The 13,355-nt window shown below is 57.5% G+C and carries 10 protein-coding genes; 2 read left to right on the top strand and 8 right to left on the bottom strand.

The features are described 5' to 3' along the window. Window positions 1-95: 95 nt before the first annotated feature. From ACSEMK_RS14945 to ebgR, 4 genes are all read right to left on the bottom strand, one after another. Window positions 96-1,529, bottom strand: coding sequence for an amino acid permease (locus ACSEMK_RS14945; protein ID WP_009485171.1), 1,434 nt, complete (start codon window positions 1,527-1,529; stop codon window positions 96-98). A gap of 94 nt (window positions 1,530-1,623) precedes the next feature. Continuing rightward, a complete protein-coding gene (locus ACSEMK_RS14950; RefSeq protein WP_004900777.1) occupies window positions 1,624-2,073 on the bottom strand; it encodes a beta-galactosidase subunit beta in 450 nt (149 codons plus the stop codon). Further along, window positions 2,070-5,162 carry a beta-galactosidase subunit alpha gene (gene ebgA, locus ACSEMK_RS14955; protein ID WP_435336603.1) on the bottom strand — a complete coding sequence of 1,031 codons (3,093 nt, stop codon included), beginning with the start codon at window positions 5,160-5,162 and terminating at the stop codon, window positions 2,070-2,072. Before ebgA ends, ACSEMK_RS14950 begins: the two co-directional genes overlap by 4 nt. Window positions 5,163-5,371: 209 nt before the next feature. Next, on the bottom strand, window positions 5,372-6,355 hold the full coding sequence (gene ebgR, locus ACSEMK_RS14960) for a transcriptional regulator EbgR (protein ID WP_113373109.1): 984 nt from the start codon (window positions 6,353-6,355) through the stop codon (window positions 5,372-5,374). A 207-nt stretch (window positions 6,356-6,562) separates the two neighbouring features. Here ebgR and ACSEMK_RS14965 point away from each other — a divergent pair, with 207 nt between their 5' ends. After that, window positions 6,563-6,895 (top strand): tRNA-binding protein, encoded by a 333-nt coding sequence (locus tag ACSEMK_RS14965; protein WP_015369597.1) that lies wholly within the window; start codon window positions 6,563-6,565, stop codon window positions 6,893-6,895. A gap of 42 nt (window positions 6,896-6,937) precedes the next feature. On the opposite strand, the gene ygjG is transcribed toward ACSEMK_RS14965, so the two are convergent. Further along, a complete protein-coding gene (ygjG, locus tag ACSEMK_RS14970) occupies window positions 6,938-8,317 on the bottom strand; it encodes a putrescine aminotransferase (RefSeq protein ID WP_113373108.1) in 1,380 nt (459 codons plus the stop codon). Between the two features lie 264 nt (window positions 8,318-8,581). Next, on the bottom strand, window positions 8,582-9,100 hold the full coding sequence (locus ACSEMK_RS14975; RefSeq protein ID WP_430915059.1) for a PadR family transcriptional regulator: 519 nt from the start codon (window positions 9,098-9,100) through the stop codon (window positions 8,582-8,584). 228 nt (window positions 9,101-9,328) lie between these two features. Between ACSEMK_RS14975 and ACSEMK_RS14980 the strand changes: the two genes are divergently transcribed. Beyond that, window positions 9,329-10,102 carry a siderophore-interacting protein gene (locus tag ACSEMK_RS14980; RefSeq protein WP_430915060.1) on the top strand — a complete coding sequence of 258 codons (774 nt, stop codon included), beginning with the start codon at window positions 9,329-9,331 and terminating at the stop codon, window positions 10,100-10,102. Between the two features lie 103 nt (window positions 10,103-10,205). Here the strand turns inward: ACSEMK_RS14980 and ACSEMK_RS14985 are convergent, their stop codons facing one another. Both ACSEMK_RS14985 and dhaM read right to left on the bottom strand, forming a co-directional pair. Next, on the bottom strand, window positions 10,206-11,855 hold the full coding sequence (locus ACSEMK_RS14985) for a glycerone kinase (RefSeq protein ID WP_430915061.1): 1,650 nt from the start codon (window positions 11,853-11,855) through the stop codon (window positions 10,206-10,208). A 74-nt stretch (window positions 11,856-11,929) separates the two neighbouring features. After that, window positions 11,930-13,348 carry a dihydroxyacetone kinase phosphoryl donor subunit DhaM gene (gene dhaM, locus ACSEMK_RS14990; protein WP_430915062.1) on the bottom strand — a complete coding sequence of 473 codons (1,419 nt, stop codon included), beginning with the start codon at window positions 13,346-13,348 and terminating at the stop codon, window positions 11,930-11,932. Window positions 13,349-13,355: the final 7 nt, after the last annotated feature.

The following is a 13,355-nucleotide window of genomic DNA, read 5'->3' on the forward strand; positions in this document are numbered from 1 at the left end:
TAACTCGATCACGAAAAAGGTTGAGTAATACGTAATCAGGCGAGGGATAAAAAAATCCCGCCAGCCGACGAGGGGCTGACGGGACGACAGGAGCGTTATTTACCGGCGGCAGCAGCGTTAACCGGCGCCGCGGCGCGCAGACGTTGCTGCTTTTTTTCAAAGCGGGTGATCCACCACCACGCCAGGCCGGAGAAGACCGCGGTCATAAAGACGTTGATAAAGAAAGCGTTAACCAGATCGACGCCCGGCGGGAAGGCGGAAGCGGTCATGCTAACCACGAAAATCACTATCAGCATCGATACCACGCTCATGCCCACTTTTCTTGAGCCCATACGGAAGTCGCGTGGCGTGTCATCGTGTTTCCAGCGGAAGACGAAGTAGGCGGCCATGATGAACAGCGGCGGCAGCATGGCGGTACCGGCGGTGAGATTAATGGCGGTGTTCATCATCTGCTGCACGCTGGCGGAGCCGAAGCCGTTAACAATCAACATCAGGAAGACGAACAGGAACTGCCACCAGGCGGCGCGTACCGGCACGCCGTGGGCGTTCAGCTCGGTGGTTTTCTGGCCGTAGATACCCTTCGGGATTTCCGAGAAGTGGATTTTGACCGGCGCGGCGGTCCACATCATCATGCTGCCGAAGATAGCGATAAACAGGATGATGCCAACGAAGCGGCCCATCAGCGCTTCAGAAATGTGGAAGTAGGCGCCGAGACCGGTAAAGATTTCCACCATTCCGCCGGCGTAGGTCAGGTTTTCACGGGCGACAAAGACGTTAACCAGCAGCGAACCTAAGGCGTACATACCGCCAATCAGCACCCCGGCGGTGATGATGACTTTAATAAAGGATTTCTGCCCGCCCTTGGTGTCGTTGAGGTAGGCGGCAACGGTTTCCGCGCCGCCTGCGGCCTGGAAAATCCAGCACATAATACCGAGCGTCGCCCAGTTGATGGTCGGCTCCATCGCCGCCAGGGTAATCGGCTGCGCCGGGACGTGACCGGAACCCAGCGCGGTCAGCGCGCCGACGACGTAAATCGCGAACAAAGCGAACACGCCGTAGGCCACACATTCGGAAATTTTCCCCAGCCAGGTCGCCCCTTTGGTGGATATATGGGTGGCCATGGCGAACAGCACGATGGAGATAAGCGAGGTCACCATCGGCGAGAAGGGGATCGCGTAACCGGTGATCGCATACGAGGCGTAGGCCACCACGTTCGGCAATAGCGAGAGGAAAAAGAACAGGTTCACAAACCAGTAGAGGAAGGAACCAAGATAGGCGGCGCGGGTGCCCAGCGGCTGCTTCAGCCACGCGTACATCCCGGATTCAGAGTGTTTATTGGCCGAGACGAATTCGGCGATGATAAACACGAACGGGATAAAGTAAACGATAGTGGCGAATAAGAAGATAGGCGCGGAACTGAGCCCTAACTCAATGTTATTATTGACGATATTTCTCACGTTAAAGACGGCGGTAAAGGCCATCGATAGCAGCGCGAACTTGCCGATTTTGGCACGTACAGATTCGGACATACGTCCTCCAATCATTCATCTACCCGCCGCAGCGGGCTGGAACCGAAAGGCCAACGGGCGTACCCGTTGACCTCCCTTGTCGCTTAACGCGGGTTTACTTATTGAGGAAGTAGCCGTCTTCAACCGTGACTCGCAGCACCACTTTTTTTACCGGCGCATCGCAGATAAAGCGGTAGGCTTCGTCGATATCGCAAATCACCATCTGCCCTTCATGAACCTTCACCGTTTCACCGATCCCTTTCAGGTATTCGCGATCGGTTTCGTCGCGGTAGCAGGCGACGGTTTGCAGATTTTCTTTGGCGGCAAACTCGATTTTCTGCTGCCCTTGCAGGTAATAGTGCACCTCAAAGTAGCGGCGGTTGCCGACAAATAGCGCATCGGTCGTACTATCGGTTTCCACCCGATAGGAGAGCGAATCGCCAATGGAATGCGCCACGCCCGGGCGGATGTTGTCGATGTTATTGATGGCTTCCACGCAGCGCTGCCATTTGCGGCCGCTATGATAAACCTGCTTAAACTGTTCTAAATTATCGAGAATTCTCATTGTTCAGCCTCGCTGTGTGCAACGGGGGAAAAGAAACCGGCGCCGAAGCTATGGTTCGCCAGTACCTGCGAGGTGCCGCATCCGCCCTCCAGCGGCAGCAGCGTAAAGCCATAGTTGAAGGTGTTGAGCCAGACGCGCCAGCTATCCAGCACTTCGCTGCCCCAGGAGTTGGAGCCGAGGCCGAGTAGTTGCGCATCGATATTCAGGGTGATGTCATCACTGCGCTGCAGTTCGTTGCAGTGCTGGGCGGCGTGCAGGTTTTCTGCCGTAAAGTGCCAGGCGCTGACGTTGAGCGGATTGCGCGGAACGACCAGCAGGCCGCTGCCGTGGCGGTCGCTGAACGATGCCCAGCGCACGTGCTGACGGTTACCGTTATTCTGTGGGAACGGATAATTGACGAACATATCGTCGACGGTGGTATGCCAGATATCAATGATGTTGCTTTGCTGGCTGTCGGCGTAGTTCTCGCCCGGCCCGCGGCCATAGTAGTTCACCTGGTCGAACTCACCGTTAATGCCCAGCATAAAGCCGATGCACGGGACAATGTGTGGATAGTCGCCGTAGCGCTCGCCGGCCAACTCAACGTTGATGTGGCCCTGTGGCGTAATCTGCCAGCGATAGGTGCAGCGCATACCGAAGTCGAACACCGGCGGCGCAATCACGCTGCGGGTGGTGATCACCACCGTTTCACCCTCTATTTCAGCGCTGAATTCGCGAAGATGCTCCTGCATTATCTGCAGGTGGGCCGGCTGCCACAGCCCTTCGTATTCCTGTTTATGGTTGTCAATCATTGGCTTGAAGAAGTTAATCTTCGGCTCGCGGGTTACCTGATCGACGCCGTTGACCTGCCATTCACTGAGTTTGCCGCTGACCTTGCTGAATACCACGCGGAAGTTATGGCCGCTGATGGTGTAGTTCAGGCGTTCATCGGCAATCTGCAGCGGGGTGGCGCTGGCGTTTAACAGCGGAGTTCGCGCGGCGGTCCGCGCCTTAAGCGGGAACTGATAGACGGCGATATCGTGATTGGCTTCGCTATACGGGGTGCGCGAATCTTTGGTCACCATGATGTTGACGAAAGCTTCACGCTCGTCGAGTTGCGGCAGGGCGATTTGCAGGTCGCGGCCGCTGTTCGGCGCCAGGTCTTTCACTTTCAGCAACTGGCTGGAGAGCGTTTCGCCCTCGGCGCGGACTTCTAAGCGCAGGGTGTAGTCATCGAGAGTGGAGAACCACAGTTTGTTTTCCACCCGCAATTGGCCGCGGCAGATATCCCGCGCCTGTACTTTTACCGGGGCGATGACCTGTTTATATTCGCGTAGGCCCGGCCCCGGCGTTTGGTCGGAGAAAATCAGCCCATCAAGGCAGAAGTTGTAGTTGTTCGGGTAGTCGCCGTAATCGCCGCCGAATTTGTACCACACCGCGCCGTTATCGTCGGTGGCCTGAATCCCGTGGTCGCACCATTCCCACACGTAGTGGCCCTGGATACAGTCGTGCTGGTAAAAAACGTTCTGATATTCAGTTAATCCGCCGGGACCATTGCCCATCGCATGGGCGTATTCGCAAATAATGCGTGGTTTTTCATGCGGATGCTCGCCGAATTCGTTCATCAGCGGTACGCGGGTATACATCGTGGAGATGATATCCACTACTTCGGCATCACGGTCCTCTTCGTAGTGCACCAGCCGGGTATCATCCAGCGCTTTGGTGGCGTGGTACATAGCGCGGATGTTGCAGCCGTAGCCGGATTCATTACCCAGTGACCAGATGATGATAGACGGATGGTTTTTCTGTGCGTGAACGTGGCGCACGATGCGCTCAACGTAGATATGTTCCCAGGCCGGATCGTCGGTGATGGCGCTGAGGTTGCCGACGTTGGCGAAACCGTGGGATTCCACATCGGTTTCTGCCATCACGAACAGCCCATAAATGTCGCACATTTCATAGAAACGCGGGTCGTTCGGATAGTGAGCGGTACGCACCGAGTTGATGTTGTGCTGCTTCATCAACAGCAGATCTTTTTCCACGCGATCCATGCCGACCGCGCGGCCTTTCAGATGGTCGTTATCGTGGCGGTTTACGCCGTGCAGCATTACGTAGCGGTTGTTGATGTAGAACAAGCCGTCACGCACTTTGATATCGCGGAAACCGACGCGCTGCGGAATGATTTCCAGCACCTCGCCGGCGGCGTTCTTTAACGTCAGCACCAGATGATAGAGATACGGGCTTTCCGCCGACCACTGCTGCGGCGCGCTCACATCAATCGTGAAGCCGGTGTTTAGCTGCTGGCTGACCTGCAGTTGACCAACGTTGCCCGAATAAAGCGCCTTTTCGCCGTCGAACAGAGTATATTCCAGCGTTGCCGCCGCCGTCTGCGGAGCCAGGTTTTCCAGCGTCAGCTGGCAGGAGAGGGTCGCGTCGATGTAGTCATCGTTAAAATCGGTGCGCACGGTGAAATCCTGCACGTGCAGCGGATTTTTCCCCACCAGATAGACGTCGCGGAAAATGCCCGCCGACCACCACATGTCCTGATCTTCAATATAGGTGGAGTCCGCCCACTGCATCACGCGCACGCACAGCAGGTTGTCGCCGGTTTGCACCACCGCGCTGATATCGAACTCGGCGGTCAGGCGGCTGCCTTTGCTAAAGCCGATGTACTGGCCGTTAACGTAGACTTCGAAATAGGTTTCGACGCCATCGAATTTGATGATGGTTTGTTTGCCCTGCCAGCCGTCGCCGAGGGTGAACAGGCGCTGGTAGGCGCCGGTCGGGTTATCGGTCGGGACATAGGGCACGTCGATGGGGAAGGGGAAACCTTCGTCGGTGTACTGCAGCTGGCCGTGGCCTTCCATCTGCCACATGCCCGGTACGGTAATCGGCCCCCACTCGTTCTGATAGCATGAGGTAAAGCTCTCCGGTACCAGCAGCGGGTTGGTGAAGAAGCGGAAGTTCCACTGCCCGCTGAGGGACAGGAAGCGGCTGCTGGTTTCGCGGGCGAAGGTCCGCGCCTGGGCCAGTGAGTCGTAAGAGAAGAAATACGCCCGCGGCGGCAGCCTGTTTTCATGAGTGAGTTGAAGGTTTTCCCAGCGATTCATATCGCCTCCCTGAACGGCTTAATAAGATAAAGCTCATTTTAGTAAAACTTTTACTAAATAAAATCGCCAGGGATGATTTACTTTAACTCGATCACAAAATGAACCGCTTTTGTGCCGGGTGGCGGCTGCGCCTTACCCGGCCTACAGAATGGCGTTCCGGGCAGGAGCGGTAGCCCGGCCAAGCGCAGCGCCGCCGGGATGGGGTTGGATTAACGGGTGGTGCCGCGCAGCTTCAACACGCTGGGAACAAAAACGTTAAGCGGCAGGGCGCGGCCATCGCGGGCCTTCTCTATCAGCAGGTTCACCCCCTGACTACCCATCATTTCGGAGTGGATCCGCACCGTTGACAGCGGCGGGAAGGTAAAGCGCGCGGTGGGGATATCGTTGACGCTAATCAGCGAAATATCTTCCGGGATCGCCAGCCCGCGTTCGTGAATGGCGCGCAGCACGCCGATGGCGATGGAGTCCGAGGCGACAAACAGCGCCCGCGGAAACTCCGTTTGCGCCAGCATCTGCTTCGCCAGCTCATAACCGGAAGAACTGGAAAAACCGCCGCGCCAGATATCATCGGCTGAAACCACGCCCTTCAACTGACCGTACTCCACAAACGCCACTTCGCGAATATCGGCCTTGCCGGGCTGGTCCTGGCCGCCGATAAATCCAATACGCGACGCGCCCTGCTGGATAAAGAAGTCGACCACCTCTTTAGCGATACGTACCAGGTCGATATCCACCGCATCGTACGGGCTGCCGGCTTCGTGGAAATCAATAAAGCAGATATTGTCGGTCAGCGCGCTGGCGGTCTCGCGGAGCTCGCGCGTCGGCTGGCCGATAATCAATACGCCAGTGACCTTTTTCAGCTCTGGCAGGGTGTTATTGAGATAGCAGTTGGTGAGTTCGATAGCGAGCTTTTCGCACTGTGTTTCAATACCGTGGCGAATGGCGAGATAGTAAGGGTCGTTAATTTCCAGCTCTTGCTGGTAGCTGTACAGCGCCAGGATATGATGATGGCCGACGGGAAGGACCTGCGTTTTACGCGCGCTGCTGCTTTTATACTCCAGCTTCTCCGCAATCTCGAGAATGCGATGCTTGGTCTCTTCTTTTACGTTCAGGGTGGGATCGTCGTTTAACACCCGGGAAACCGTCGCCAGCGAAACACCCGCTTCGGTCGCAATGTCTTTTAGCGTTGCCATCTTTTTCCTTTATCGGACGTTGCCCATGTTTGCTCATCTATTGTAAAGCAAGCGTCGCGTCCTGCACCTTATTTCAGTAAAAAACGCCAGCGCGCGAGGGCCGTTTTCCCCAGCGATAGCGTGACAGAAGTAGCATTATTATCAGCATTATGCAGACGAACGGCAAAAACTTGCTATCTTTTAGTAAAAATTTACTGGAGGTGAGAGATGGATACCGTAGCTTACGCTGATTTTGCCAAACTGGAGATGCGCGTCGGCAAGATTGTCGAGGTGAAACGCCATGACAATGCCGACAAGCTGTATATCGCGCGGATTGATGTCGGCGACCGCACGCTGCAGACGGTCACCAGCCTGGTGCCCTACTACAGCGAAGAGGAACTGCTGGGGAAAACGGTGGTGGTGCTGTGTAATCTGGCGAAAGCCAAAATGCGTGGCGAAACATCTGAGTGCATGCTGTTGTGCGCGGAAACAGAGGATGAAAGCGAAAGCGTGCTGTTGACGCCGGAACGCGTCATGCCGGCGGGCGTGCGGGTGGTATAACGCGAAAATACCCTCTCCCGACGGGAGAGGGTCGGGTGTGAATTATGTCTCTTCGACCGAAACGCGCAGTGCCGCCAGCGCCTTGCGCGCCGCCTTCAGTACCTGCTCGCACTGCTCGAGGGTGAGCGTCAGCGGCGGTTCAACGCGGATCGTCTTGGCGTTGTTTAACGTCCCGGCGACCAGCACCCGCTGTCTGAACATCTCGCTGGCAAAGTTGTAGCCAATCTCGTTATCGACAAACTCAATAGCCATCAACATGCCTTTCCCGCGGACTTCATTCACCAGATCCGGATATTCGCGCGCCAGTTGACGGAAGCCGTCCAGCAACAGATCGCCTTTTTGCTCCGCCTGCGCCGGCAGGTTCTGCGAGAGCAAGACGTTGATCGTCGCCAGCGCCGCCGCGCAGGCCAGCGGGTTGCCGCCGAAGGTGGTGGTGTGCAGGAATGGGTTATCGAACAGCACCGAGAAGACCTCTTCCGTCGCTACCGTCGCGCCGATCGGCATTACGCCGCCGCCGAGCGCTTTAGCCAGACACAGAATATCCGGCTGCACGTTTTCATGCTCGCAGGCGAACATCTTGCCGGTGCGGCCCATGCCGGTCTGTACTTCGTCGAGGATCAGCAACGCGCCAAACTCGTCGCACAGTTTACGGACCGCCGGTAAGTAACCCGTCGGCGGCAGGATCACGCCGCCTTCGCCCTGGATAGGCTCAAGGATCACCGCCGCGACGTCATCACCGGTTTTCTTGCATTCGCTCAGAATGGAACGCATGGCGTTAATATCGCCGAACGGCACGTGACGGAAGCCCGGCAGTAGCGGCATAAACGGTTTACGGAAGGTCGATTTCGCGGTGGCCGACAGCGCGCCGAGCGATTTACCGTGGAACGCGCCGCTGGTGGCGACGAAGGTAAATTTGCCGCGCGGAGACTGATAGGCTTTTGCCAGCTTCAGCGCCGCTTCCACGGATTCCGTGCCGCTGTTGCAGAAGAAACTGTATTTGAGCTTACCGGGCGTTAAGGCCGCCAGCGTTTTCGCCAGCATCGCCCGCAGCGGGTCCAGCAGCTCCTGGCTGTGAAGCGGTTGTTTCGCGAGTTGATTTTCGACGGCGGATACCACAACTGGATTACGGTGCCCTACATTGAAGATGCCAAACCCACCAAGGCAGTCGATAAACTCCTGTCCCTGGGTGTCGACAAGCGTATTTAACCCTCCCGCTTGCCACTCTACGGCTCCGTAATCCCCGCCGGCTGTGACCGATTTTCTATACTCCAGAAACCCCGGGTTCACATGTTCTTTAAAGTATTCTCTCACCTCCTGGTTCAGTGCTTTCATTTCGTCATGGGAGAGCGATTGCTTCTCAATGAGATTCAGTGCGTGCGCGCTGCAGGCCAGAGCCGATGCGCTGGAAGGTAACCTGTTCAAAATGTGCTCCTGGGGGGGGCGTATCACATGATACTGAATTAAGTATTGCAGGGATTACGCCAGCCTGGCAGCGACGATGAAAATCGGGATAAACGCAAAGTTAAGGCGCAAATGTGCAAAATTTAATCTCATAACTTAATTATTGGCACGTTTTATTCCTGAGGCCGCAAGATAAACTGCCGTTGGGGTGTGAAGCGGTATGAATTGGGGTGGTGCAGGCTGCCGCGTGTTGGAGCAGCCTGGGAACTATTGTGGTGCGAGAGGTTAATCGAGCTGGGAAATTTCCATCGCCGCGCGGTCAATCACGCCGATAATCTGTTTCAACTGCGCGTCGCTGATGCTCTGCTGGTTGACCTTCAGGTTCAGCACCGCTTTAAAGTTTTCCAGCGCGCGTTTCATCTGCGGATTTTTGCGCAATTCGCAGCCGACCATGCGTTCCTGCAGGCGCGTCTGAATTTGGCTTAACTGTGCGCCGCTTTCGGCGCACAGGCGGCGTCCCTCTTCGGTGATAGCGATTTTTTTACGCCCATTTTCCTCTTCTACGCTAATCAATCCCTGATCCTGCAGCAGGTCGAGCGTCGGATAGATAACGCCGGGGCTGGGGCTGTAATTGCCCTGCGTCAGCGCCTCAATCTCTTTAATCAGCTCATAGCCGTGGCTGGCGTTGCGCGAAAGGATATCGAGGATCACCAGGCGCAATTCGCCGTGGCCAAAGAAACGCTGGCGGCGACCGCCGCCGCGACGGCCCTGTTCGCCGTGGCCCTCTTCGTGATGATGTCGCATCGATACCTCCTGTCTTTTTGATATATCTAATTTATATCTAAAAAATAATAAAAGACAATATTTTATTTTTAATTAATTGATTTAAATGAATTTGTTTTTGATTTTGGCTTTATTGTGACTTTCTCTCGCTTTATATCAAAAAAAACTTGCCATTTTTATTAATGGCAATCATTATCATTTGCACTGAGTTTAGATATATCTATTTACCCTTCACCAAGGCGACGACGGATGACCACAATTAATCAAGTAAAATATCCGCAGCGCGTGCGTAACGAACTACGTTTTCGCGAATTAACCGTGCTGCGCGTTGAGCGTATCGGCCAGGCGTTCCAGCGGATCGTGCTGGGGGGCGAGGCGCTGGATGGCTTTGTTTCACAAGGTTTTGACGACCACACCAAACTGTTTTTCCCGCAGGCTGGCAGCGTATTCACGCCGCCGGAAGTGACCGACGAAGGCATTAACTGGGGCGAGGGCGTGCGCCCGGCGACCCGCGACTACACGCCGCTGTACGATGCCGAACGCCATGAGCTGGCTTACGATTTTTATATCCACGATGGCGGTATTGCCAGCCGCTGGGCGCTGGAAGCCAACGTCGGCGATAAGCTGGTGATCGGCGGGCCGCGCGGTTCGCTGGTGGTGCCGGAAGATTACGCCTGGCAGCTTTACGTCTGTGACGAGTCGGGCATGCCGGCGCTGCGCCGTCGCCTGCTGGGATTACGTCAGCTGCCGGTGACGCCGCAGGTGACGGCCATCGTCACCGTCGCGGATGCTTCGTATAAAGATTATCTGGCGGATCTCGACGGCTTTAATATCGAATGGGTGGTGGGCCACAACCCGGGGTTCGTCGCCGAGCGGCTGGCGCAGGTTAAGGTGCCATCGGACGATTATTTTATCTGGCTGACCGGAGAAGGCGGCGTGGTGAAATCGCTGCTGGCGCGCTTTGAGGAGCCGAGTATCGATCAGCAACTGGTGCGCTCGCAGGCGTACTGGCATAGCAAATAATCGGCAGTGTGGTAAACCCGGATAGCGGCGCGTTGCGCCTTCTCCGGGCTACCTTTCAGTGGTGTTATGTCGCCCCGGTAAGCGCAGCGCTACCGGGTGAGGCTTAGCGTTCAGCCAGCGTCTTAAACACCATCGCTACCGCGTGGGCGCCGGGGTCCATATTGCCGAGCAGGCTCTCGCTATTGAGATAGGATGCACGCCCGGCGCCGGCTTTGCTCGACTGGCAGGTGCGATCCGCGCCGGCCTGCGCCGCGGCAAAAGCGGCCTGCAGATTATCCGGTTCGGCCAGCAGCGCCGCCAGCGCCGGCTGTAGAGCATCAATCATCGTCCGGTCGCCCTCATCGGCGCCGCCGTAAAATTTCATCTGCCCCAGACCCGCATTCAGCGCTTCGGCCACGCTGGCGCCTTGCTCCAGCTTCTGCCCGGCGGCGGTGAAGAAAATCGACATCAATACGCCGCTGGAGCCGCCCATTACCACCGTCAGGCGTTCGCCGATTAGCGCGAACAGCGTGGGTAAATCATTGAGCGGCAGTTGCTGGCGTTGCAGCAGAGCTGCAATCTCGCGCGCGCCGGCGGCGAAGGTGGAGCCGGTATCGCCGTCGCCCACTTTGGCGTCCAGAGCGTTGAGATGGGTTTCGAGGCCGGAGAGCGTGCTGGTCACCTGCGCCACGTAATCGCCCACCTGCTGGTTGGCCGATGGCGTAAAGGCGACGCGTGCGCTGGCGAGCGCGGACGGCATAATGTTAACGGCCCGCGGCTGCACCGGCTTCTGCCAACTGGCGGTTTCGACATCCGACAGCAGCGCCTTTTCAATGCTCTCTTCCAGCACGATAGTGGTCAGCGAAAAGCCTTTCATATCCAGCGCCGTTACCAGCGAAGCCGGACCAATCAACCAGTCAATGCGCGCATGGAGTGGGGTATTGGCCAGCTCGCGGGTCAGAATCGCCATCTCGGCCACCGACACGCCGCCGAGATTATTGAGCATCACCGCCAGGCGGCCGGTTTCAGGTAGGGCGGCGGTCAGCTTCTCTACCATAATCTGCATGATTTCCGCGCTGTTATGGGTCGCGATCGTCGAAGCTCCCGGTTCGCCGTGGATGCCCATCCCCAGCTCGGCGTGGCCGGGCTGATGGCGCGGCGCGCTTTCCGCTTCCTGCGGCAGGTGACAGCTGGCCAGCGCCACCCCGATGCTGGCGGTATGGTTGGCGGCATATTGCGCTTCACGCAGGACGGTGGCGAGGTTGAAGCCGCGCTCGGCGAAATAGCCCGCCACTTTATGCACCAGAATGGTCCCGGCGATGCCGCGCGGCTGTTTGTTATCCGGCAGCGAAATATCGTCGCCGACGATCAGCATCTCTACGTTATAGCCAAGACGGCGCGCTTTCTCCGCCGCGAGGCCGAAGTTAAGCCGATCGCCGGTGTAGTTTTTAACGATCAGCAGACAGCCCGCCTCGCCGGTCACCGCCTGAATCGCGGTGAGTACCGCGTCGACGCTCGGCGAGGCGAACAGATCGCCGCAGACCGCGGCGGTCAGCATGCCTTTACCAATAAAGCCGACGTGCGCCGGTTCATGGCCGGAGCCGCCGCCGGAAATCACCGCCACGTTGTTTTTATTCAGATCGCGGCGCACCACCACGCGGATCGCCGGGTCGCTCTCCAGCCTGGCGAGGTTGTTCCACGGGCTGGCAATAATGGTTCCCTCGATCACGTCGTTAACGAGGCTGGCGCGCTGGTTAAAAAAGAATTGAGACATAGTGGTTCCTGATCAGTAAGCGAAAACTCACCCTCCGGAGGTGGGCCTCCGGAGGGGTAATGGTCAAAGTGGATTTAGCGACGAATAAGACGTTGCTGACGCATATCGAGCGTGATGGCTTCGCCAGGCTCAATATCATTCAGCGCTTCGCCCTGCTGGCATAGCCAGGCGATCCCCGCCGCGCGGGCGATAATCGCGCCGTGGGCCTGTTCGCTGCCGTCGCGCAGGCACAGGCCGGTGATCTTGCTGGCATCCAGTTGGAGTACGGTCGAGGGATAAATATTGTCGGCGATAATAATCGTCGGCTCACTGGGAGTTGGCAGTATTTCCTTAATACCCTGCAGATGGCGTAGCGTGCGCTGCAGAATATCTTCGATATCGATATAGCGCGCCTGCAGGTAGGCGTCATCCAGCTGGCGATACTGTTGGCTGAGCTCCATCAGCACCTGATGCCACGCCCATTCCGCCGAGCACTGTTCGGTGAGCAGGCGATCGTTGGCGGCATCAAACAGATCTTCATCGTCGAGCAAGGTGTGATGGCCGGCGAAGATCGCCGCGATATCGGCGTTAAATTTGTTTTCCGCCAGCTCGGTGAGAGCATTGAGATCGGCCAGCGTCTGGTCGAGCGCCTGGCGCAGGCGCTGCTGCTCGCGGGCGATGTCGGCGGCGGCGGGGAGCGCCGGTTGGATCGCCGCCAGCGGATAAAGCAGGGCGGCGCCTTCAACACGCGCAGGTATGGCGGGTTCCGCTGTCGGTTGCGCCTCCGGCGACTCGCCGAAGTTTTCAGCGGCCAGCGCCTGAAACGCCGCCAGCGCGGCATCGGCGTCCGGACCACGAGCCAGCAGGCGCAGCTTATCGTGGCGGCGCACCTGCAGCAGAGCGATTTGATTCAGACTGTCCGGGGTAACGCATTTGCCGTTTTTCTCCAGTACCAGGTCGGCGTTAAAACCCGCCAGTGCGGCGACCAGCTTTGATGCCGGACGCACGTGCAGGCCGTTGTGATTGTTAATAATGACTGAAACCGATTTAGCGTCGCCGTCGTCAGCAAACGTTGGGGCGGCGGCGTCAGGCGTGTGCGAAGGTAAACCCAGCTGAACCCGCTTGGCTTCCAGGGCGTTCATGGCATCGGCGATAACTTTGTCGATTCCGGCGCCGGAGGCGGCGCTGACGGTGGCCGCCAGCGTCCCTTCGACCAGCGGCGCGGCGCACAGCCGCACTTTTGCCGCCATCGCCGGATCGAGTAGATCGAGGGCGGTTTCGGCGCTGAGCAGGGCGCTGCCGATATCCATCATCACCAGTACATGGTCGGTGTCGGCGACGGACTCGATCGCCTCCATAACTTTAATCGGATCGGTGCCGATCGGGCTGTCGGGATCGTCGATCCCGGCGGCGATCGCAAGCTTACAGCCATCATTCATTAACATCTGCCGGGCCAGTTCTCCGACACCTTCGCCCAGCCGGGCGCTATGAGAAACAATAACCAGGTTTACCATCGCGATT

Origin of the sequence: Klebsiella sp. K-3, from assembly GCF_051207495.1 — a bacterium.
Taxonomy (GTDB): Bacteria; Pseudomonadota; Gammaproteobacteria; order Enterobacterales; family Enterobacteriaceae; genus Klebsiella; species Klebsiella aerogenes.

Excerpts from the sequence above, each read along its gene's own strand:
- dhaM (WP_430915062.1), bottom strand. The coding sequence starts at position 13,348 with ATGGTAAACCTGGTTATTGTTTCTCATAGCGCCCGGCTGGGCGAAGGT.
- ebgA (WP_435336603.1), bottom strand. The coding sequence starts at position 5,162 with ATGAATCGCTGGGAAAACCTTCAACTCACTCATGAAAACAGGCTGCCG.
- ACSEMK_RS14950 (WP_004900777.1), bottom strand. The coding sequence starts at position 2,073 with ATGAGAATTCTCGATAATTTAGAACAGTTTAAGCAGGTTTATCATAGC.
- ACSEMK_RS14985 (WP_430915061.1), bottom strand. The coding sequence starts at position 11,855 with ATGTCTCAATTCTTTTTTAACCAGCGCGCCAGCCTCGTTAACGACGTG.
- ACSEMK_RS14980 (WP_430915060.1), top strand. The coding sequence starts at position 9,329 with ATGACCACAATTAATCAAGTAAAATATCCGCAGCGCGTGCGTAACGAA.
- ACSEMK_RS14945 (WP_009485171.1), bottom strand. The coding sequence starts at position 1,529 with ATGTCCGAATCTGTACGTGCCAAAATCGGCAAGTTCGCGCTGCTATCG.
- ACSEMK_RS14975 (WP_430915059.1), bottom strand. The coding sequence starts at position 9,100 with ATGCGACATCATCACGAAGAGGGCCACGGCGAACAGGGCCGTCGCGGC.
- ebgR (WP_113373109.1), bottom strand. The coding sequence starts at position 6,355 with ATGGCAACGCTAAAAGACATTGCGACCGAAGCGGGTGTTTCGCTGGCG.
- ACSEMK_RS14965 (WP_015369597.1), top strand. The coding sequence starts at position 6,563 with ATGGATACCGTAGCTTACGCTGATTTTGCCAAACTGGAGATGCGCGTC.